The following is a 20,478-nucleotide window of genomic DNA, read 5'->3' as shown; positions in this document are numbered from 1 at the left end:
CGCCGGGACTATGGTAAAATATAGGTAAAATCGTGAAAATTTGTTAGTGAGGTCATTTTTATGGGCATCGTAGTCGTCGGCGCTGTTTTTGTGGATATCAAAGGGTATCCGCTTTCCACCTATATCCCCGGCGGGCGCAACGCCGGCCGGGTCGAGCAGGTACACGGCGGCGTCTGCCGCAACGTGGCGGAGGATATCGCCAATGTGGAGCTACGCCCCACCTTTGTCGGTCTGGTGGATGACACCGGCTCCGGGCAGGACGTCATTGACAAGCTGGCCAGGCACAAGGTCAACACCAAGTACATTCAGCGCGTGCCGGACGGCATGGGCACATGGCTGGCCGTTTTCAACAACGATGGCGACGTCTGCGCCGCCATCTCCAAGCGGCCTGACACCACGCCGCTGACCCAGCTTCTGAAGGACAAGGGTGATGAGATTTTTGCCGACTGCGACAGCATCGCCATTGAGTTTGACCTGGAAAAGGAAACCGTCAAGCAGATTCTGCGCTTTGCCAAAAAGTACCACAAGAAGGTCTACGCCGCCGTTTCCAATATGAGTATCGCGATGGAGCGCCGCAACTTCCTGCAGGAGATCGACTGCTTTGTCTGCAACCAGCAGGAAGCCGGGCTGATGTTCTCGGACGATTATGACCACCTCACGCCGGAGCAGATGTGCACCACGCTGGCTGCCAACGTGCGCAGTGCCAACATCCCCTGCATGGTGGTGACGATGGGCGACAAGGGTGCCGTCTACGCCCGCGCTGACGGCGAAAACGGCACCGTGCCCGCCAAGAAGGTGGACGTCATTGACACCACCGGCGCGGGGGACGCCTTCTTTGCCGGTACCACCATCGGCCTGACCTACGGCAAATCGCTGGCCGAGGCCTGCGAAATCGGCAGCCGTCTGGCCGCCTCGGTCATCTGCATCTCGGAGAATGTCTGCCCGCGCTTCCGCCCGCTGGAATTCGGACTGGATGTGCCGGTGGTGGATTGATTCCGCCGCAAAAATCGACACATTCTGCTGTGTTTTGCCAGTTTATTCCAATTTTCCGATTTCGCACATTTTGCCTTTTTAGCATTTATAACAGCGCACATTTTCACAAATCGTGCTCGATTAGTCCTTTTCAGCATTTGTTTTCGCAAAGCACAATTTGCAAAAACCAAGATATTTTATTATAATATAACGTGATTACCAATACTTCCACCCCCACCACCCCGCTGGAGCTGCACAAGCTGGCGGCGGGTATCTGGCTCTGCTTTACGCGGCTGGACACCCACCTGTACGATGTGCCTGTGCAGTGCCCCCGGCTGCTGGTGTTTGATTTCTGCCGCAGCGGCCGCCGGGCCGTGCCCGATGCGGACGATTATGTTCTTGTGACGGAAGGCCATGCCGCCGTCAGCTTTGCTGTGCCCGGCCAGCCGTTCTATCTGCCCGGCAGCCAGTATGAGGCCTTGCAGCTTTTCATCAACCCGGAAGCCGTCCTGCCGGACAGCTTCCTCACCCTGATGGGGCTGGAAATCAACGGCATAGCGGACTATTTCTGCCGCGACGGCGTGCACTGCTGCCCAATGAGCGAGACACTGACCACCGTGCTGGACGAGCTGTGGGCGGACGCCGAATATGCCTCCGCCGGGGAGCTGCGCTATGCCGTCGTGCGCCTTTTGTATGAGCTGCTGCGCCTGCCCGACGAGGCCGGGGCCGCCCGCTGCCCCGCACATCAGGTGGCGCTTGTGCGCGACGCCGAAACGCTGGTCCTGCAGGACCTCTCGCTCCGGCACTCCGCCAAGGAGCTCTCCGCCCGGTTCGGTCTGAGCGAAAGCGGCTTCAAGCTCTACTGCCAGAATGTGTTGGGCGAGGGCTACCTCGCCTACTTCCGCCGCAAGCGGATGGAGCGTGCCGCCGAACTGCTGCGCACCACCTCCCAGCGGGTGCAGGACATTGCCGCACAGGTCGGGTACGAGAGTCAGGGCAAGTTTGCCAAGGCGTTTTACGACCAGTTCCGCCTGATGCCGATGGAATACCGCCGGCTGGCAAAATAAAGCGCAAAGCCCCGCCACCCGGGAAATCGGGCGGCGGGGCTTTTTGGGCGGTGTTACCGCCAGGTAAAGGTCACCATGCCGTACACATAGATAAAGGCGATGGCGCAGGGGACAAAAAATTGAAAGATGGGCTTCATCCACGGCCGGATTTTAAGCCCCCTGCCGGTGTTGGCCTCGGCCGCAAAGCGGTCCCAGCCCCAGCCGAGGCGGCTGCAGCAGAAGAGCGCCAGCACCAGAGAGCCGAGCGGCAGCACATTGTTGCTGACGATGAAATCCCAGAAGTCCAGCCACGCGCTGCCCGGCGCAAACGGCTGAAAGTGCAGCACGCTGTAGCCCAGCGCCGTGGTCAGCGCCAGCAGAAAGATGCCGACACCGCAGACAAGACAGCCCTTGGGGCGGCTCCAGCCGGTCAGCTCCCGGATCATGGCAAGGATGTTTTCGCAGACGCCAAGCACGGTGGAGAGCGCGGCAAACACCATGAACAGGAAGAAAAGGGTGCCCCACCAGCGGCCGCCCGCCATGTGGTTGAATACGTCGGCCATCGTGTCAAACAGCAGGCTCGGCCCGGCGGTGACCTCCAGCCCGTAGGTGAAGCAGGCCGGGAAGATGATGATACCGGCCAGCACCGCGACAAAGGTGTCCAGCAGGATGACATGGACCGATTCGCCCATCAGCGCGCGATCCTTGCCGATATAGCTGCCGAAGATTGCCATGCCGCCCATGCCGACCGACAAGGAGAAGAACGCCTGATTCATAGCCGCCACGATGACCGAGCCGCTGATCTTGGAGAAGTCCGGCACCAGATAGAACCGCAGCCCCTCCGCCGCGCCGGAAAAGGTCAGGCTGTGCAGCGCCAGCACCAGCATCAGCACCAGCAGGGCGGTCATCATCGCCTTGGTCAGCCGCTCCAGCCCACCCTGCAGGCGGAAGCTCAGGATCACAAAGGACGCCGCCACCGTGACAAACAGGTAGGTCACATTCACCTTCGGGTCGGCCAGCATCTGCGCAAAGCCGAAGTCGGCGTTCTGCCCAGTGAGGAACTTGACGAAATAGTAGAGAATCCAGCCTGTGACAACGGTGTAAAAGGCCATCAGCGCAATGTTGCCGATGAGGCTGAATACGCCGAAAAGCCCCCACCGCTGGCCCGGCTTTTCAAGGCGCTGGTACATATAGATGGGGCTGGCCTGCGCTGCGCGGCCCACAGCAAACTCCATGACCATGACGGGCAGGCCCAGCACCAAAAGACAGAGGATGTAGAGCAGCATAAAGCTGCCGCCGCCGTTCTGGCCGCACATCCAGGGGAATTTCCAGACATTGCCGCAGCCGATGGCGCACCCGGCGGACAGCATGATAAAGCCAAGGCGGCTGCCAAGGCGTTCGCGTTCCTGCATAGTTTTTACATTTCCTTTTCGGTAGTGATTTCAACACAGACGATCTCTGTGCGGCCCTGGGTGCGGAATTTGTAGCCCCAGGTGCCGGTGCCGCCGCTGACAATGGCGGCGCAATGGTCGTTAATGACCTTTTTTCCGTAGTTTCGCTCGTTTTTGGCAACCATGCCCACGGCGCCCGCAGGCCATACCTGCCCGCCGTGGGTGTGGCCGCTCAGGATCAGGTCAGCGCCTGCCGCGGCTGCATTTTTAAAGTCCCGCGGCTCATGGTCAAGCCAGACGGTGTAGCGGTCATCCGGGCCACCGGGCAGCAGCTGCTGTGCGGTAAAGCGCTTTCCGTTCGTGTACAGGTAGTCCTTGCGGCCCACCACCCGCACCCCGCAGGGCAGCAGCACCGAGGTATCCTCCAGAATCCGCACCCCTGCCGCGGCCAGACCGCGCTCCAGCTCGGCGCGGCCAAAACTCGGCTCCCGCCAGTGGTGGAACAGGTCATGGTTGCCCAGCACATAGTATTTGCCCAGCGGCGCCTTGAGCTCGCCAAACAGCTTGCAGAAGGCTTCCAGCTCCTCCGGCTCGGTGAATTCGTCAAAGATATCGCCGGTCAGCACCAGCATATCGGGGTGGCAGGCCTCGATTTTCGCCTTCAGCTCGGGGATGCGGGTATGGTCCATCGCGGCGCAGGCGCGGGGGTGGATATCGCTCAGCTGCACAATGCGCAGCCTGCCGCCCGGCAGCCCTTTGCGGGTCGTAAGGCGGTAGCGGGTCGTACAGAGCCGCAGCGCCTTGCGCCAGCCCCACCACATAATCAGCGCCGTCAGCAGCCACGGCGTTATGCCGCCCAACCAAAAAATATGCCAAACGGTCAGCGGCACGCCGCCGATGCGCCGCAGTAGCAGCCCGATGCCGGTGCCGATGCAGTAAAAGGTCACCAGATGCCCGACAAAGACGATGCCAAGGCCCAGCGGGTCGCGGCTGATATAGGCCAGCAGCGCCATCAGCACCAGCGGCAGGCCGTAGTACAAAACCGGCCACTGTGCCGCAAGCTGCAGCGGCGGCAGCTGTAAAAAGTTGAGATACAGCAAAATATCCAGCGCCGCCTGCCCCAGACGGGGAAGAACAAATTGGAAGAATGGATGATACATACTAAAGCCTTTTTGTTTTCGCCCCGGGGCGAAAACTCCACCATATTTATTATTTATTATTTCTTATTTATTATTTGCAAAAAATAACCCCGCACCTCGCGGCACGGGGGCTAAAATGTAGTTTTTACTGTTCCTTTGCCTTGATAGCCGCATCAATCGCGCGGGCAGCTTCCTTACCGGCACCCATCGCCAGAATGACGGTGGCGGCGCCGGTCACGGCGTCACCGCCGGCGTAGACCATCGGGCGGGTGGTCAGGCCGTCAGGGCCGTTGGTGATCAGGCAGCCGTGCTTGTCGGCGTCCAGGCCCGGCGTGGTGGAGCGAATCAGCGGGTTGGGGCTGGTGCCCAGCGCCATGATCATGGTGTCAACCTCCAGCTCGAACTCGCTGCCCTCCTTCACGATGGGACGGCGGCGGCCGGAAGCATCGGGCTCACCCAGCTCCATCTCAACACAGGTCATACCCTTGACCCAGCCGTTCTCGTCGCCCAGCACCTCGGTGGGGTTGGTCAGCGTCTTGAAGATGATGCCCTCCTCCTCAGCGTGCTCGACCTCCTCCTTACGGGCAGGCAGCTCGGCCATGCCGCGGCGGTAGACAATGTAGACATTCTCGGCACCCAGACGCTTGGCGCAGCGGGCCGCGTCCATAGCCACGTTGCCGCCGCCGACAACGGCCACGGACTTCGACTTCATGATGGGGGTACGGGAATCCTCCTTGTACGCCTTCATCAGGTTGACGCGGGTCAGGTACTCGTTGGCGGAGTAGACGCCGTTCAGGCTTTCGCCGGGGATGCCCATAAAGCGGGGCAGACCGGCGCCGGAGGCCACATACACAGCCTCAAAGCCGTAATCGTTCATCAGCTCGTCAATCGTCAGCACCTTGCCGATGACCATATTGGTCTCGATGTCAACGCCCAGCTCCTTCAGGCCCTCGACCTCGTGCTGAACGATGTCCTTGGGCAGACGGAACTCGGGGATGCCGTACATCAGAACGCCGCCGGCCACGTGCAGGGCCTCGTACACGGTCACTTTATAGCCCAGCTTGGCCAGATCACCGGCCACGGTCAGGCCGGAGGGGCCTGCGCCGATAACGGCAACCTTATGGCCGTTGGGCGTGGGGGCAACGGACTTGGTGTGGACGTTGTTGCGGTACCAGTCGGCGACAAAGCGCTCCAGACGGCCGATGCCGACAGCCTCGCCCTTGATGCCGCGGACGCACTTGCCCTCGCACTGATGCTCCTGCGGGCAGACACGGCCGCAGACAGCGGGCAGCGCGCTGGACTGGGCAATGACATGGTAAGCGGCCTCAAAGTCACCCTCGGCCACGTGCTTGATGAAGCCGGGGATGTCAATCTCGACCGGGCAGCCGGTGCGGCAGGGGTGGTTCTTGCACTGCAGGCAGCGCTTGGCCTCGTTCACGGCCATCTCCTCGGTGTAGCCGAGGGCGACCTCTTTGAAGTTCTTGTTGCGGACGTTCGGCTCCTGGCTGGGCATGGGGCACTTTTTCGGGTCCATATTCGGCATGATCACTGCACCTCCTGTTTCAGCAAGTTGCACTCGGCCTCGCGGGCGTGGGCCTCAAAGGGCTTGTACATCGTGCCGCGGTGCATAGCCTCATCAAAATCGACCTCAAAGCCGTCAAAGTCGGGGCCGTCCACGCAGGCAAACTTGGTCTTGCCGCCCACAGTCAGGCGGCAGCCGCCGCACATACCGGTGCCGTCCACCATGATGGGGTTCATCGACACAACGGTCTTGACATTGTGCGGCTTTGTCGTCTTGACGACAAACTTCATCATGATCAGCGGTCCGATGGTGATAACCTCGTCAAAGTTGGCACCATCCACAATCTTCTGCTCCAGCGGGGCGGTGACAACGCCCTTCTCGCCGTAGGAGCCGTCATCGGTCATGATGATGAACTCATCGCAGCAGGCGCGGAACTCGTCCTCGAGAATGACCAGATCCTTGTTGCGGAAGCCGACAATGCCGGTGACCTTGGTGCCCTGCTCATGCAGTGCCTGGGCCACGGGCAGCGCAATGGCACAGCCCACGCCGCCGCCGACCACACAGACGTTCTTCAGGCCCTCGATCTCGGTGGCCTTGCCAAGGGGGCCGACGAAGTCGTGCACAGCCTCGCCCTCCTTGAGGGAGTTCAGCTGCATGGTACCGGCGCCCACAATCTGGAAGATGATGGACACAGTGCCCGCCTCGCGGTCATAGCCCGCGATGGTCAGGGGGATACGCTCGGAATCCTCCTTGGCGCGGACAATGATAAACTGGCCGGCCTTCGCCTTTTTGGCAATCAGCGGCGCATGAATCCAAAGCTCGGTTACGGTGGGGTTGAGCTCCCGCCGTTTGATGATAGTAAACAAAGCGATCTCTCCTTCTCTTTGTTTTTATAAATATACAAGTTAATTGTAGCGCATTTTGTGTAGAATGTAAAGAAAAATGTAAAGTGGATTCCACGGATTCTGTGAAAGAAATCGAAACTTTTCAGGGAAAGGCCGCGTGCGGGCACTGCCCGCTCCTACAGACAGGTGCAGCGGCAGGATTCCCCGGTAAAGGCCGTTGCCTGGCAACCCGCTTTTTTCCCCATAAAAACAAAAAAACGAGACGGCCACTGCCCCATCTCGTTTTTTCTTAAAAGAAGGAGAAAAACAGAACGTCTCGCCGGCGCCTGAATGCGAACGGAACCACCCCTCTACAAGTGATACCCTCCCTACGGATTCGGCAGGGCGCTCTGGTATTCTTCCTCTTTACTTTTCCCCCGAAGGCCTCTCGCCTTCGATGGTTATATAGTACACCTTTTTTGTCGAATTTGCAAGATGCGTGATTGTACAATGTGCTGTAATTCGCCTATGCACTTTTGTGCAGTTTGCACAGTCGTTCACAGTTATTTCATACAAAAAGCGCCTGTGGCGTTCAAATCCACAGGCGCAAGAAATATGCGTTTTGTTCTGTTGTAACCGCTTATTCCACAGGAACAATCCAGCCCTTGGTGTCGGGCAGCTTGCCCCACTGGATGCCGGTCAGGGTGTCATACAGCTTCTGGGTCAGCTCGCCAATCTTGCCGCCGCTGATGTGGGCAACCTTGCCCTCCCAGTCCAGCTCCTTGACGGGGGAGACAACTGCAGCCGTGCCGGTGCCAAAGACTTCCTCCAGCTTGCCCTCATCGGCAGCCTTCATGATGTCGGCAATAGCAACGCGCTCCTCGTGCACCTTGTAGCCCCAGTCCTTCAGCAGCTCGATGATGGAACGGCGGGTGACGCCGGGCAGAACCGTGCCCACGCAGGGTGCGGTGTAAATCTCGCCGTCAATCTTGAACATAATGTTCATGGAGCCGACTTCCTCGACGTACTTCTTCTCAACGCCGTCCAGCCACAGAACCTGGGAGAAGCCGCGCTCCTCCGCCAGCTCGCCGGCCTTGATGGAGGCAGCGTAGTTGCCGCCGCACTTGGTGAAGCCGGTCAGGCCCGGGGCGGCGCGGATGTACTCATCCTCGACATAGATGCGCACAGGGTCAAGACCCTCGGCGTAGTAAGCACCGGAGGGCGCGCAGATGATCGCAAAGCGGTAGTGCTTGGCGGCATGCACGCCGAGGCCTACATCGGTAGCGATGCAGAAGGGGCGGATGTACAGGGAAGCGCCGTCAGAGTGGGGCACCCAGTCGCGGTCAACGTCAACCAGCGCCTTGACAGCCTGCACGAAATCCTCCGGCGGGATGGGGGGCATACCCAGACGATCGGCAGAATCGTTGAAGCGGTTTGCGTTGCAGTCGGGGCGGAACAGCTGAATCTTGCCGTCCGCGGTGCGGTAGGCCTTCATGCCCTCAAAAATTTCCTGCGCGTAGTGGAACACGGTGGTAGCCGGGTCCATCTCCCACGGGCCGTAGGGGACGATGCGGGCATCGTGCCAGCCCTCGCCCTCGGTGTAGTCCATCAGGAACATATGGTCGCTGAAAATTTTGCCGAAGCCGAGCTTGGACTCGTCCTGCGGCTTTTCTTTCGGATGGGTCGTTTTGGTGATTTTGATATCCAACATGATGTACACTCTCCCTTTATATTCAAGCGCACCGCCGCACAGCGATGCGGGTGATGGTTGAGCCTATTATAACGCCGCCGCGGTGTAAATACAACCCCTTATTTACATTTTGTGAATTCTGTGTCGCAAAAAGTGCAAGGATGGTTTTCGACAGCTTTGCACCGTTTTCCACAGGCCGGTGGTGGAAATTGTGGAAAACAAAACCTTGCACAGCGTGCTTTTTTGCAGTTTTCCCCTTTTTAACGCAGGAAAACAGCCGAGTTTTCCACGGTTTCCACGGAGTTTTCAACATTTCCACGGTGGATAACCCCTATACACGGTGGATAACTTTTCCCGAATATACGGAATGTGAACGTTGTGTGAAGCTATACCGACAGAAAAAGTTGGACGCAAATAATTCCCCTATTATATAAGGAATTTATTGCGTCCAACTCCGGGGTCATTTTGCCTTGTTACACTTATTATACATAGAATCAAAATATATATTATTATAACTATATTAAATAGATGCAGTTAAATTATCAAAAGTTGGGCGCCAAAAATCACTTGCATAATAGGGAATTATTTGCGTCCAACTTTTGGCCCGGAGCCGCCCCGGGCAGGCCCACAAAAAACGGCCCCATAGTAAGGAAGGCCGTAAAAGCTCAATTTTCTTTTCGGTGCATGACAAACATAACCAGACTGAACACCAGCATAAACACGGCCACCGCGGCGGCGGCGTAGAGAATCAGCTGGAAAATCTTCACGTCAAACTTTGTCTGCAGCGTCTGCCGCGCCGTGGAGATGGCATCCGACCCGGAGGACACGGTGGACTGCACGTTATCCTCCGCCGCCTTGGCTGCCGCCAGCGCGGCCTGCGCCGCATCGGTATCGCCCAGCGCCGTCAGCGCATCGGACAGTGCCTCGCCGCCCATGGCCACCAGACGGTCATTCGTCTCGCTCTTGATTTTCTCATAGTTGACCGTCTGGGCCAGATACTCGGCAAAAACGTCGGTAGCGCCGCGCACGGCAGGGGCGTAATCCTCCTTGATTGTCCAGTCGCTGACCGACCACATACCGTTCATATAAAACAGCAGCTGCATACCGGAATCCTCCAGTAGGGCGCTGTAGACGGCGTCCTTGAAGCTCTCCGCAGAGGTATCCACCGTGCCGAAGCTCAGGGTGATGAACTCCTTGGCGCGGTCATAATCCGTCAGGCTGGCGTAGTAGCTGCGCAGGGCCTCGGCAAGGTCGGTGTCCTTTGTGATTTTTGCGCCCACCAGCACCGAGTCCAGGTCGGCGTGCAGGTCCTGGTCGCTGAATTTGCTCAGCGTGCCATCGTCATCCATATTAAAGGTAGTGCGCATCAGGTCGGCGTAGCCCGCGGCGTCACCGGCCTGACCGTGGTACTGCTCGGCCAGCTGCTGGCAGTCGCCGCCCCAGCTGCCGGTGATGGGCAGACCGTTGTAGACAAGGTTCATCGACGCCAGCAGATGACCGAAATCAATGCGCTCACCGTTGGGCAGCGTGACGGTGTTCAGATTCTGCAGGACCGCCAGATCCGGGTCATTGGCGGCAACATAGCTCTCAAACCCGGCGTCGCGCACACCGGCGGTCAGCTGCCAGATGGTGGTGTTGTACTCGCTGGTGCGGGTGTAGGCCAGCGTCAGCTCAATCGGGTCGGGCGTATCCGCCTGCGAGGCGGAATACTCCCTTGCCAGTGCCTGCAGGCGGGAAAGCCGGTCGAGTGTATCGTCATATTCGTCCGCGTGGGCGGGCAGCGCCGCCGCGCAGAAAAGCCCCAGCAGCAGAAGCAGCATCGCCAGCAGGCGGGGCATACGGTTCGTGATGGAGTTCGTAGTCAAGCACCTCCGGGTAAAGCACGGCAAAGCCAGGGCACGGCGTCCGCCGTCCGCGCCCCGGATTTCGCAGTTTTAACCATTTTGTAATAATTAGTATAGCACATCTCGCGCCCCTTTGTCACCCCCTTTTTTTTGTGAAAGCTGTGTGTGCGATTGACAAGCCGCCCCGCATACGCTTTACCAAGTGGATACGGAGGGTCTTTTTATGAAAAACACCGCGCACAAACGTGCATTTTATACACTCTGCGGCTGCATTGCCGCGCTGGCGCTGGCCGTTGCAGCGGCGCTTTGCCTGCTGGCACCCGCCCCCGCCGCGTTTGATGTGGCCATTCCGGGCAGGCGCGGGGAAATCCCCGCCACGGTGCAGCTGCCCGGCAAGCTGGCCCGCGGCACAGAGCTGCCGCTGGTGGTGCTCTGCCACGGCTTTACCGGCAGCCGCAGCGGGGATGGCCACTTTGCACCGCTGGCCGCCGACCTTGCCGCGCAGGGCCTTGCCACCGTGCGGTTGGATTTTCCCGGCTGCGGTGACAGCGCCGAGCCGTTCACCGCCTACACGCTGGCCAATATGGCGGACGATGTCGAGAGCGCCATCACCTATATGCAGGCCACCTACAGCACCACCCGCACAGCGCTGGTCGGCCACAGCATGGGCGGGCGGCTGGCCAGCCTCTACCCCGCGATGAAGGGCGGCGTTGCGGCGCTGGTGCTGTGGAGCCCCGCCAACGGCGCCGGGCTGAACGGTCTGGAATTTTTGCGCATGGACGATTTTTCCGCCGTGGAGGCCCTTGCCGGGCAGGCCGCGCAGAACGGCACCGCCACAGTCTGGGGCGTGGCGCTGAGCGCCGACTTTTTTACGCAGATGCGCGATTCCGACCCGGACGCCGCCCTGCGTGAGGCCGCGCTGCCGACCCTTTTGACCTACAGCGGCAACGAGCGCATCCTGAGCGACGCCACGCAGGCGCAGACGATTGCTGCCGTGCAGAGCCTGCCCGCCGGGCGGGTGGTGCTGGAGCCGTTCACCGCGGGCGACCACAACTATCTGGCCAAGGACCCCGCCACCGCCGCCGCGCTGGACGAGGCCCTGCGGAAGGTAACGGTGGCGTTTTTGGCGGGCCAGCTGGGGTAAGCGCGCCACCCGAAGCCTTTCGGTTTGCCGCCCTACTGTGTGATTCCACGTCGCTTTCCATCTTGACGGCATACGGCTATAATGATAAAATATAGCGTAATTTTTTCTGCATTGTATGCTGCAAAGGACGCCACCGTATGAAACGTTGTTTTCTCTGTCTGCTTTCTGCTCTGTGTCTGGCTGTGCTGCTGGCGGGCTGTGCTTCCCGCGGCCAAACGGCTGACGCGGACGCCGATTTGCCTGTCATAAAAGTCGGCTATGACAACTACCCGCCGTTCAGCTATCTGGACGCGGACGGCCAGCCCACCGGCATTGATGTTGCACTGGCGCGGGAGGCCTTCTCCCGCATGGGTTACCGGCCGGAGTTTGTCCCGGTTGACTGGGTGGAGAAAACCCATCTGCTGGACAGCGGCGCGGTGGATTGCCTGTGGAGCAGCTTTACCATGACTGACCGCGAGGATGACTACCACTGGGCCGGGCCGTATATGCTCAGCCGCCAGGTGGTAGCCGTTATGCCGGGCAGCAAGATTCAGACCCTTGCCGATTTGGCCGGGAAAACCGTGGCCGTGCAGGCCACCACCAAGCCGGAATCGCTTTTTCTGAACCACACCGATTCCCGCATCCCGGAGGTGCACGCCCTGCTCACGGTGCAGAAACGTGAGCTGATTTTCAGCTATCTGAGCAAGGGCTATGTTGATGCCATAGCCGCGCACGAAATCTCCATCGTGCAGTTTATGCAGGATTACGGGCTGGAATACCGGATTCTGGACGAGCCGCTGCAGGTTGTGTGGCTGGGTGTGGCGTTTTCGCGCAGCGATACCCGCGGGCTGGACACCGAGCTGAACGCCGTACTGGCGGAAATGAGGGCGGACGGCACGGCACAGGCCATTCTGGCCGGGTATCTGCCCAACCCCGAGCGCTATCTGGAGGTGGACGGCTATGGCAAATAATCTGCGCCTGAGCAGCCGGAGCTTCCGGATTCTGACCGCCGTCATCGGCGTTGTGCTGCTGGTCAGCACCTGCCTCTATTCCATCAACATCGATATGAACCATATGGCGGAGGTGCTGACCCACCGTGTGGAATACATCGAGGGCCAATGCACCGATTACAGCAGCCTGACGCTTGCCTCGGAGGCCAAAAGCATACTGCGCGTAACCGAGAGCGCCCAGCAGTGCGCCCGGGACATCCGGTACTGTGACGTGCAGTATGATGGCCCCGCGCCCACCAAGCATGAGGTGCTGACCGGCTGTGTGGAGAGCCACTATCTGACCGGCCTTGTGCTGATGGCACCGGACGGTACCATCACAGACAGCTACTCCAAGGATGATGCCGCGCTGCCGCTGTTACAGGACGCGCTGGTCTCGGATTCGCTGCTGGACGTGGCCGCCCACCCCGAAAAGAGCTACGCCTTGCGCATTTCCTGTGCGGATAATTCCTACATCGACCTTGCCGCCAGCGCCCTGCTGGACGGCGAGGGCATTGTGGCGGTGTTCTACCACACGCCCGCCGAATATGTGCAGGCCTACAGCCTTTCCTACCAGCGGCTGCTGGAGGGCTTTAACGTGAACAATGACGGCACGATTGTGGTGACGGACGGCACAACCATTCTGGCCTCCAACGATGACGCCCTGCGCGGGTTTTCCACCAGCGAGGTACCCGCGCTGCAGCTCATTCAGCAGCGCGGCCGCTATGATGAAATGCTCTACGTCCGGCAGGACGGTCTCTGGCAAAGCGGCTGGTTCGGCTACCTTGTGCAGGGACGTGGGTTCTATGTCTGCGCCTATCTGCCGGAGCAATCCGTCTTTGAAACCCCGCCCAAAAATATGATTTTCATTGTGGTGACCTATCTGATGATTGTACTGCTCATTGAGCTGGTGCGCCGCCGCACAATGCGCAGCTATGAGGCCGAGCATCTGCGCCAGCAGCGCGCCTACCAGATTGAGCTGGAGCAGGCCGCCCACAAGGCCGAGGCCGCCAACGTGGCCAAGACTGAGTTCCTGCAGCGGATGAGCCACGATATCCGCACGCCCATCAACGGCATACGCGGCATGGTGGAGATTGGCAACCATTACAGCGATGACCCGGACAAGCAGGCCGAGTGCCGCCGCAAAATCTGGGACGCCTCCGGCCTGCTGCTGGAGCTTGTCAACGAGGTTCTGGACATGGGCAAGCTGGAATCCGGCGAGATTATCCTTGAGCACCGGCCTTTCAATATGGTCAAGCTGCTCACCGGCCTGCGGGACGTGCTGGAAAAGCAGGCCGCCGGGCGCGGCATCAAAATCATCTGCGAGGATATTGCCCTGCCCCACCCCGAGCTTATCGGCAGCCCGGTGCACGTCAAGCGGCTCATGATGAACATTATGAGCAACGCTGTCAAATACAACAAGGACAACGGCACCATCACCGTCACCCTGCAGGAGCTGCGCTGTGAGGGCGGCAAGGCGTGGATACGCTTTACCTGTGCGGATACCGGCATCGGCATGAGCGAGGAATTCCAGAAGCACATCTTTGAGCCGTTCACGCAGGAGGCGCTGGACGCACGCTCCACCTACGGCGGCACCGGGCTGGGTATGTCCATCACCAAGAGTCTGGTGGACAAGATGGACGGCACCATCACCTTTGAGAGCAAGCAGGGCGTGGGCACAACCTACGTGATTACCCTGCCCTTTGAGATTAACCACGACGCCGAGCCCCAGCCCGGGCACGAAAAGTCGATGGACGTGTCCACCCTGCAGGGGATGCGCGTGCTGCTGGTGGAGGACAATGACCTGAACCTGGAAATTGCCCAGTTCCTGCTGGAAAACGCCGGTATGAAGGTCACCACCGCCCGCAACGGGCAGCAGGCCGTGGACACCTTTGCCGCCGCAGCCCCCGGCAGCTTTGACGCGATTCTGATGGATGTGATGATGCCGGTTATGGACGGCTACGAGGCCACCCGCACCATCCGCAGGCTGGACCGCCTGGACGCGGGCAGCATCCCGATTCTGGCCATGACGGCAAACGCCTTCACCGAGGACCGCCGCCGCGCCTACGAGGCCGGTATGAACGAGCACCTGACCAAGCCGCTGGAAACCGAGCTTGTGTTAAAGACACTGGCTAAGTACGTAAAGAAATAAAATCACGCCGCCGCGACGGGTTTTTCTCGCCACGGCGGCGTTTTTGTTTTCGCCCACCGGGCGAAAACTCCACCATATTTATTATTTCTTATTTTTTATTTGTTTATCTGTTCATCCTCCGGAACACACTCGGTGCCACACCTTTGGCCTTCAAAAACACCCGGTTAAAGCTGCGGATGGTGCCGAAGCCGCACTGCTCGGCCACCTGGGTGATGGGCAGGCTGCTGCCGCGCAACAGTGCCTCGGCGCGGCTGACGCGGTACAGGTTGACGAAATCCTGAAATCCGGTGTGCAGCCGCTGGTTGAAATACGCCGACAGATAGGTGTAATTGTAGCCAAGCGCCCGGGCCATCTGCTCCAGCGTCAGCGGGCCGGTGTAGTTTTCCTGCACGTAGTTGACGATACGCGCCTCCAGCGGGTCATCCGCGCCCTGCCCGGGCCGCGGGCAGAGGGTACACTGCTCCAGCGCCGTGCCGCAAATCAAATACAGCCCCGCCAGCTTTTTACAGCGGTTGTTGCCGGGCCACAGCAGCTCCATCAGGGGCGCGGTCTCCATGCGGAACACAGGGTTTTCAAACGCACGCTGGCCCAGCTGCGCCTTAAAATCCGGCACCCAATCGTTGGAAAATATCCACAGCACACTCTGGGAGCTCTGCTTGGTCGCATAGCTGTGTATCTGGTCGGGCAGCACCAGCAGTGCCTGCCCGGGGTGAATCTCATACGAATTTGTTTCCAGTGTGCAGGTCAGCGTCCCGGCCTGCACGCTCAGAAATTCATAGCTGTGGTGCAGATGCGCCGGAAAGTTGAAATCGTGGTCGCGCTGGCAGTAGAGGTATTCCAGCTGCTCGGAGCGCTCGGTCTCATAAATCAGCAATGCGGTCACTTCCTTGCGGGCGGTAAAATCCAAACTTATGTCTACTATTTTACACACTCTTTCTTGCCAGTGCAAGGGGGAAACAGGTAGAATAATGGTAAATTGGATTATCTGTACGTTAAAGGAGCAACACGCCATGTATTACATCGGCATTGATTTGGGTACCTCCGCCGTCAAGCTGCTGCTGATGGACGAGACCGGCCGGATTGCCAACATCGTCGACCGCGAATACCCGCTGGCCTTCCCGCATCCCGGCTGGAGTGAGCAGAACCCCTCCGACTGGTGGAGCGCCGTCTGTGACGGTATCCCCGCCCTGCTGGACGGCTTTGACGCCGCGCAGGTCAGGGGCATCGGCGCGGGCGGGCAGATGCACGGGCTGGTAGTGCTGGATAAAGACGATAACGTTATCCGCCCCTGCATCCTCTGGAATGACGGCCGCACCCAAAAGCAGGTGGACTACCTGAATGATACGATTGGCACCGAGCTTTTGAGCCGCTGCACCGCCAACATCGCGTTTGCGGGCTTCACTGCGCCCAAGCTGCTCTGGCTGCGCGCCAACGAGCCGGAAAATTTTGCCCGCATTGCCAAAATTATGCTGCCGAAGGACTACATCAACTACAAGCTGACCGGCGTCCACTGCACGGACTACTCCGATGCGTCCGGCATGCTGCTGCTGGACGTACAGCACAAATGCTGGAGCCGCGAGATACTGGACATCTGCGGCGTGACCGAGGCCCAGCTGCCCCGCCTGTTTGAGAGCTGGCAGCCTGTGGCTACCCTGACCGCCGAAGCAGCCCGCCTGCTGGGCCTGCCCGCCGGGGTTGTGGTCTGCGCCGGTGCCGGTGACAACGCCGCCGCGGCGGTTGGCTGCGGCGCTGTGGGCGGCGGAAAATGCAACATCTCGCTGGGCACCTCGGGCACCGTGTTCATTACGAGTGATACCTTCGGCGTGGACAGCCGCAACGCCCTGCACAGCTTTGCCCACGCGGACGGCGGCTACCACCTGATGGGCTGCATCCTCTCCGCCGCGTCCTGCAACAAGTGGTGGAATGAGGAAATCCTGCGCACCACGGACTTTGCCGCCGAGCAGGCCCCCATCACGCCCGACAGGCTGGGCACAAACGATGTCTACTTTTTGCCCTACCTGATGGGCGAGCGCAGCCCCCACAATGACCCCGCCGCGCGCGGCGCTTTCCTGGGACTGCGGATGGACACCCCGCGCGCCGCCATGACGCAGGCCGTGCTGGAGGGCGTGGCCTTCGCCATCCGCGATTGTGTTGAGATTGCCCGCGCACAGGGCGTGGAGATTGCATCCAGCACCCTCTGCGGCGGCGGCGCAAAAAGCCCGCTGTGGCGGGAAATTCTCGCCAACGTGCTGGGCATCCCGCTGACGCTGCCCCAGACCGAGCAGGGCCCCGGCTACGGCGGCGCTATGCTGGCGGCAGTGGCCTGCGGGGCCTACCCCACGGTACAGGCCTGCGCACAGGCCCTTGTGCACGCAAAAAGCACCACCGCGCCCGACCCCGCGCTGGTGGAAAAATACAACGCACGCTATGCCGTGTGGCATAAGCTGTACCCCGCACTGAAAGCATCCTATGTAGAAATGGAGGCATTGCAATGAAAATTTATTCTGTAACAGACCCCGAATTCAAAGCCTACGGCCGTGTTGTGACCGGGCTGAACGCCGCCAAGGCGGAAATTCTGGAAGCACTGGCCAAGACCCCGCAGCCCGCCGAAGGCACCGGCTACGTGCCGGAGGACGAGCGCCTGCAGGAGCTGCCCGCCGCCGTGGAGGTGTCGGAGCATCTGTTCGGCGGTATGCCCTGCCAGCTGGGCTGGTGCAACGGCCACAACAACGCGCTCAACTGTCTGGAATACCACCGCGACAGTGAATTCAACTTAGGCACCGAGGACTTCGTCCTGCTGCTGGCCAAACAGGACGAGATTGAGAACGGCAAGCTGGACACCGCCAAGGTCAAAGCGTTCCGCGTGCCCGCGGGCACGCTGGTAGAGGTCTACGCCACCACGCTGCACTACGCTCCCTGCCACACCGACGCCGAGAAGGGCTTCCGCGTGCTGGTGGCCCTGCCCAAGGGCACGAACACCGCCAAGCCCGACATGGCAAACAACGGCGGCGATGATGCCCTGCTGTGGGCCTGCAACAAGTGGCTGCTGGCCCACCCCGACAGCGCCGAGGCCAAGGCCGGTGCCTACATCGGCCTGATTGGCGAGAATGTGCATATTTGAAAGAGTTTTCAACAACAATCTTTAAGACGGAGGAAAACCACCATGAAATCCACAAACATCCCCGAGGTCAGGCTGGGCATTATCGCTGTCAGCCGTGACTGCTTCCCCATTGCGCTGAGCATCAGCCGCCGCGCCGCCATTGCTGCGGCCTGCAAGGCCAAGGGCCTCGACCTCTACGAGTGCCAGACCACCGTGGAGAACGAGCACGATATGCAGAAGGCCGTGGCCGAGGTCACCGAGGCCGGCTGCAACGCGCTGACCGTTTTCCTGGGCAACTTCGGCCCCGAGACCCCCGAAACCCTGATTGCCAAATACTTTGACGGCCCCTGTATGTTCGTGGCCGCCGCCGAGGGTGACGGCGATATGATCAACGGCCGCGGTGACGCCTACTGCGGTATGCTGAACTGTTCCTACAACTTAGGTATGCGCCACCTGAAAGGCTACATCCCCGAGTACCCTGTGGGCACGGCGGAGGAAATCGCCGACAAGATGGCCGACTTTGTGCCGATTGCCCGCACCCTGCTGGGCGTGCGTGATTTGAAAATCATCACCTTCGGCCCGCGCCCGCAGGACTTCTTTGCCTGCAATGCCCCCATCAAGGGCCTGTATGAGCTGGGTGTCGAGATTGAGGAAAACTCCGAGCTCGACCTGCTCGTCTCCTACAAGGAGCACGCCGGGGACGCCCGCATTGAGGAGGTCTGCAAGGATATGGCCGCCGAGATGGGCGAGGGGCACTACTACCCCGACCTGCTGGCCCGCATGGCGCAGTTTGAGCTGACCCTGCTCGACTGGGCCGAGAACCACAAGGGCAGCAAGAAATACGTTGCCTTTGCCGACAAGTGCTGGCCCGCCTTCCCCTCGCAGTTCGGCTTTGAGCCCTGCTACGTCAACTCCCGCCTGGCCAGCCGCGGTATCCCGGTGGCCTGCGAGGTCGACATCTACGGCGCATTGTCCGAGTATGTCGGTATGTGTGCCTCCGGCGATACCGTCACCCTGCTGGACATCAACAACAGCGTGCCCAAGTACATCTATGACGAGGACATCACCGGCAAGTTTGACTACAAGCTGACCGATACCTTTATGGGCTTCCACTGCGGCAACACGCCGTCCTGCAAGATGTGCAGCGACCGCGCCGTCAAGTACCAGCTTATCCAGCATCGCCTGCTGGAGCCCGCCGGCAGCGACCCCGACTTCACCCGCGGCACGCTGGAGGGCGACATTGCGCCGTCTGACATCACCTTCTACCGCCTGCAGTGCGACAGCGAGGGCCAGCTTCGCGCCTACATCGCGCAGGGCGAAATCCTGCCGGTGGCCACCCGCAGCTTCGGCGGCATTGCCGTATTTGCCATCCCGGAAATGGGCCGCTTCTACCGCCATGTGCTGATTCAGAAGCGCTACCCGCACCACGGTGCGGTGGCCTTCGGCCATTACGGCAAGACGCTGTTTGAGGTGTTCAAGTTCCTGGGCATTGCGGACATTGCCTACAACCAGCCCAAGAGCCTGCCGTACCCCACCGAGAATCCGTTTGCCTGATTTACGGCCGCCCAATTTCAATCCCATCCGGCCTTTTTCAAGGTTTCCGGATGGGATTTTTCTTGCCGATTTTGTCACACTGCATAAAGTGCCGCTCAAAGGCCTTGCAAAAGGCGCGGCGCGGGGGTACACTGTAAATAGCACCCCCGACACTATACAGAAAGGACCTTCCCCATCATGGTAGAACAGAGCTTTTGGGAAATGCTGCGCGCCAAGCGCGACAGCCTGACAAAATCCGGTGCAATCGTGGCCGATTATCTGGTACAGCACGCCGAGGATGCGCAGTACCTCTCGATTTCCTCGCTGGCCAAGGCCTGCGGCGTGGCCGAGGCAACCATATTCCGATTTTGTCGCTCCCTGGGCTTTGACGGCTACAACGAGATGAAGATTGCGCTGGCCAAGGCCATGGCAACCTCCGCCCCGGTCGCAAAAAAGCTGGAGCCCGGTGTGGACACCCAGACCCTGACCACCCACGCCTACAACACCGTGATTGACGCGCTGAACGGCACCCGCAGTACGCTGGACCCAAACGCCGTGGACTGCGCCGCCACCCTGCTGCAGCGCGCACGGCAGGTGTTCTGCTTTGGGCAGGGCGGCAGCCAGGCACTGGCCAATGACATCTGGGCCCGCTTTGCTACCATTTCCACCAAGTTCCATACAGCCGGGGACAGCCATATGCAGGCCATTACCGCCAGCCTGCTGGGGCCGGAGGATGTGGTGCTGTTCATCTCCTACTCGGGCTCGACCCGCGATATGATGGACACGCTGCATCTGGCCAAGGAGAGCGGTGCCAAGGTCATCCTGATTACCCACTACGATGATGCGCCCGGCGTGGCGCTGGCCGATGTGGTGCTTTTGTGCGGCGCTAAGGAAAGCCCGCTGGATTCCGGCAGTATGCCGGTCAAACTGGCCGTCCTGTTTGTGGCAAGCGTGCTGGTGCTGCGCTACACCCTCGACAATCAGGAGCTCGCGAGTCTCTCCCTCACCCGCACCAGCCACGCGCTGGGGAATAAGCTGCTGTAAGTAACAGGGCGTTCCGGCGGGGTGGGGCTCTGCTCCGCCCGCGGTGGTTTCCCGCAAGCCGCATTTACCGGGCAACATCCGGGGCATCCATCAAAGCAAAACCACCCCAGCC

17 protein-coding genes are annotated in these 20,478 nt (G+C 60.1%); 9 read left to right on the top strand and 8 right to left on the bottom strand.

Features of this window, described 5'->3' with window-relative positions:
• Positions 1-60: 60 nt before the first annotated feature.
• Entirely contained in the window at positions 61-993 is a 933-nt protein-coding gene (locus tag NE623_RS11085) for a carbohydrate kinase family protein (RefSeq protein WP_256272468.1), read from the top strand.
• Between the two features lie 191 nt (positions 994-1,184).
• Positions 1,185-2,039, top strand: a complete 855-nt coding sequence (locus NE623_RS14920; RefSeq protein ID WP_256272469.1) for a helix-turn-helix domain-containing protein — start codon at positions 1,185-1,187, stop codon at positions 2,037-2,039.
• A 53-nt stretch (positions 2,040-2,092) separates the two neighbouring features.
• On the opposite strand, the gene NE623_RS11075 is transcribed toward NE623_RS14920, so the two are convergent.
• The 7 genes from NE623_RS11075 to NE623_RS11045 all read right to left on the bottom strand — a co-directional run bounded on the left by NE623_RS11075 (position 2,093) and on the right by NE623_RS11045 (position 10,449).
• Complete coding sequence (locus NE623_RS11075; protein ID WP_256272470.1) at positions 2,093-3,430, bottom strand: sodium-dependent transporter; 1,338 nt, start codon at positions 3,428-3,430, stop codon at positions 2,093-2,095.
• A 5-nt stretch (positions 3,431-3,435) separates the two neighbouring features.
• Positions 3,436-4,569: a metallophosphoesterase gene (locus tag NE623_RS11070; RefSeq protein WP_256272471.1), complete on the bottom strand. Its 1,134-nt coding sequence runs from the start codon at positions 4,567-4,569 to the stop codon at positions 3,436-3,438.
• 124 nt (positions 4,570-4,693) lie between these two features.
• Positions 4,694-6,091 (bottom strand): NADPH-dependent glutamate synthase, encoded by a 1,398-nt coding sequence (gene gltA, locus NE623_RS11065; protein ID WP_256272472.1) that lies wholly within the window; start codon positions 6,089-6,091, stop codon positions 4,694-4,696.
• Positions 6,092-6,093: 2 nt separating this feature from the next.
• A complete protein-coding gene (locus NE623_RS11060; RefSeq protein WP_256272474.1) occupies positions 6,094-6,936 on the bottom strand; it encodes a sulfide/dihydroorotate dehydrogenase-like FAD/NAD-binding protein in 843 nt (280 codons plus the stop codon).
• Positions 6,937-7,534: 598 nt separating this feature from the next.
• Positions 7,535-8,605 (bottom strand): branched-chain amino acid aminotransferase, encoded by a 1,071-nt coding sequence (locus NE623_RS11055; protein WP_256272475.1) that lies wholly within the window; start codon positions 8,603-8,605, stop codon positions 7,535-7,537.
• 22 nt (positions 8,606-8,627) lie between these two features.
• Positions 8,628-8,903, bottom strand: a complete 276-nt coding sequence (locus NE623_RS11050; protein ID WP_256272476.1) for a hypothetical protein — start codon at positions 8,901-8,903, stop codon at positions 8,628-8,630.
• A 346-nt stretch (positions 8,904-9,249) separates the two neighbouring features.
• On the bottom strand, positions 9,250-10,449 hold the full coding sequence (locus NE623_RS11045; RefSeq protein ID WP_256272477.1) for a hypothetical protein: 1,200 nt from the start codon (positions 10,447-10,449) through the stop codon (positions 9,250-9,252).
• A gap of 202 nt (positions 10,450-10,651) precedes the next feature.
• On the opposite strand from NE623_RS11045, the gene NE623_RS11040 reads away from it, so the two are divergent.
• The 3 genes from NE623_RS11040 (at position 10,652) to NE623_RS11030 (ending at position 14,689) form a co-directional block, all read left to right on the top strand.
• Positions 10,652-11,572, top strand: coding sequence for an alpha/beta fold hydrolase (locus tag NE623_RS11040; protein ID WP_256272478.1), 921 nt, complete (start codon positions 10,652-10,654; stop codon positions 11,570-11,572).
• Positions 11,573-11,709: 137 nt separating this feature from the next.
• On the top strand, positions 11,710-12,522 hold the full coding sequence (locus NE623_RS11035) for a substrate-binding periplasmic protein (RefSeq protein WP_256272479.1): 813 nt from the start codon (positions 11,710-11,712) through the stop codon (positions 12,520-12,522).
• Complete coding sequence (locus NE623_RS11030; protein WP_256272480.1) at positions 12,512-14,689, top strand: ATP-binding protein; 2,178 nt, start codon at positions 12,512-12,514, stop codon at positions 14,687-14,689. The genes NE623_RS11035 and NE623_RS11030 overlap by 11 nt, the downstream gene beginning before the upstream one ends.
• Positions 14,690-14,792: 103 nt before the next feature.
• On the opposite strand, the gene NE623_RS11025 is transcribed toward NE623_RS11030, so the two are convergent.
• On the bottom strand, positions 14,793-15,596 hold the full coding sequence (locus tag NE623_RS11025) for an AraC family transcriptional regulator (RefSeq protein ID WP_256272481.1): 804 nt from the start codon (positions 15,594-15,596) through the stop codon (positions 14,793-14,795).
• A gap of 103 nt (positions 15,597-15,699) precedes the next feature.
• Here NE623_RS11025 and xylB point away from each other — a divergent pair, with 103 nt between their 5' ends.
• The 4 genes from xylB to NE623_RS11005 all read left to right on the top strand — a co-directional run bounded on the left by xylB (position 15,700) and on the right by NE623_RS11005 (position 20,366).
• Positions 15,700-17,184, top strand: a complete 1,485-nt coding sequence (gene xylB / locus NE623_RS11020) for a xylulokinase (RefSeq protein WP_256272482.1) — start codon at positions 15,700-15,702, stop codon at positions 17,182-17,184.
• Entirely contained in the window at positions 17,181-17,810 is a 630-nt protein-coding gene (locus tag NE623_RS11015; RefSeq protein ID WP_256272483.1) for a DUF4867 family protein, read from the top strand. Before xylB ends, NE623_RS11015 begins: the two co-directional genes overlap by 4 nt.
• Positions 17,811-17,852: 42 nt before the next feature.
• The gene (locus NE623_RS11010; RefSeq protein ID WP_256272484.1) at positions 17,853-19,343 is read left to right on the top strand and encodes an L-fucose/L-arabinose isomerase family protein; all 1,491 of its coding nucleotides are present in this window, start codon (positions 17,853-17,855) and stop codon (positions 19,341-19,343) included.
• Positions 19,344-19,520: 177 nt separating this feature from the next.
• Entirely contained in the window at positions 19,521-20,366 is an 846-nt protein-coding gene (locus tag NE623_RS11005) for a MurR/RpiR family transcriptional regulator (protein ID WP_256272485.1), read from the top strand.
• The last annotated feature ends 112 nt before the right edge of the window (positions 20,367-20,478 follow it).

It is taken from the genome of Gemmiger formicilis, assembly GCF_024462815.1.
Lineage (GTDB): Bacteria > Bacillota > Clostridia > Oscillospirales > Ruminococcaceae > Gemmiger.
Note: the sequence above shows the minus strand (reverse complement) of the source record. Positions and strands in the feature narration are given on the sequence as shown.

Coding starts and splice junctions, on each gene's coding strand:
- NE623_RS11085 (WP_256272468.1), top strand. CDS start 61: ATGGGCATCGTAGTCGTCGGCGCTGTTTTTGTGGATATCAAAGGGTAT.
- NE623_RS11005 (WP_256272485.1), top strand. CDS start 19,521: ATGGTAGAACAGAGCTTTTGGGAAATGCTGCGCGCCAAGCGCGACAGC.
- NE623_RS11035 (WP_256272479.1), top strand. CDS start 11,710: ATGAAACGTTGTTTTCTCTGTCTGCTTTCTGCTCTGTGTCTGGCTGTG.
- NE623_RS11030 (WP_256272480.1), top strand. CDS start 12,512: ATGGCAAATAATCTGCGCCTGAGCAGCCGGAGCTTCCGGATTCTGACC.
- gltA (WP_256272472.1), bottom strand. CDS start 6,091: ATGCCGAATATGGACCCGAAAAAGTGCCCCATGCCCAGCCAGGAGCCG.
- NE623_RS11010 (WP_256272484.1), top strand. CDS start 17,853: ATGAAATCCACAAACATCCCCGAGGTCAGGCTGGGCATTATCGCTGTC.
- NE623_RS11075 (WP_256272470.1), bottom strand. CDS start 3,430: ATGCAGGAACGCGAACGCCTTGGCAGCCGCCTTGGCTTTATCATGCTG.
- xylB (WP_256272482.1), top strand. CDS start 15,700: ATGTATTACATCGGCATTGATTTGGGTACCTCCGCCGTCAAGCTGCTG.
- NE623_RS11055 (WP_256272475.1), bottom strand. CDS start 8,605: ATGTTGGATATCAAAATCACCAAAACGACCCATCCGAAAGAAAAGCCG.
- NE623_RS11070 (WP_256272471.1), bottom strand. CDS start 4,569: ATGTATCATCCATTCTTCCAATTTGTTCTTCCCCGTCTGGGGCAGGCG.
- NE623_RS11015 (WP_256272483.1), top strand. CDS start 17,181: ATGAAAATTTATTCTGTAACAGACCCCGAATTCAAAGCCTACGGCCGT.
- NE623_RS11040 (WP_256272478.1), top strand. CDS start 10,652: ATGAAAAACACCGCGCACAAACGTGCATTTTATACACTCTGCGGCTGC.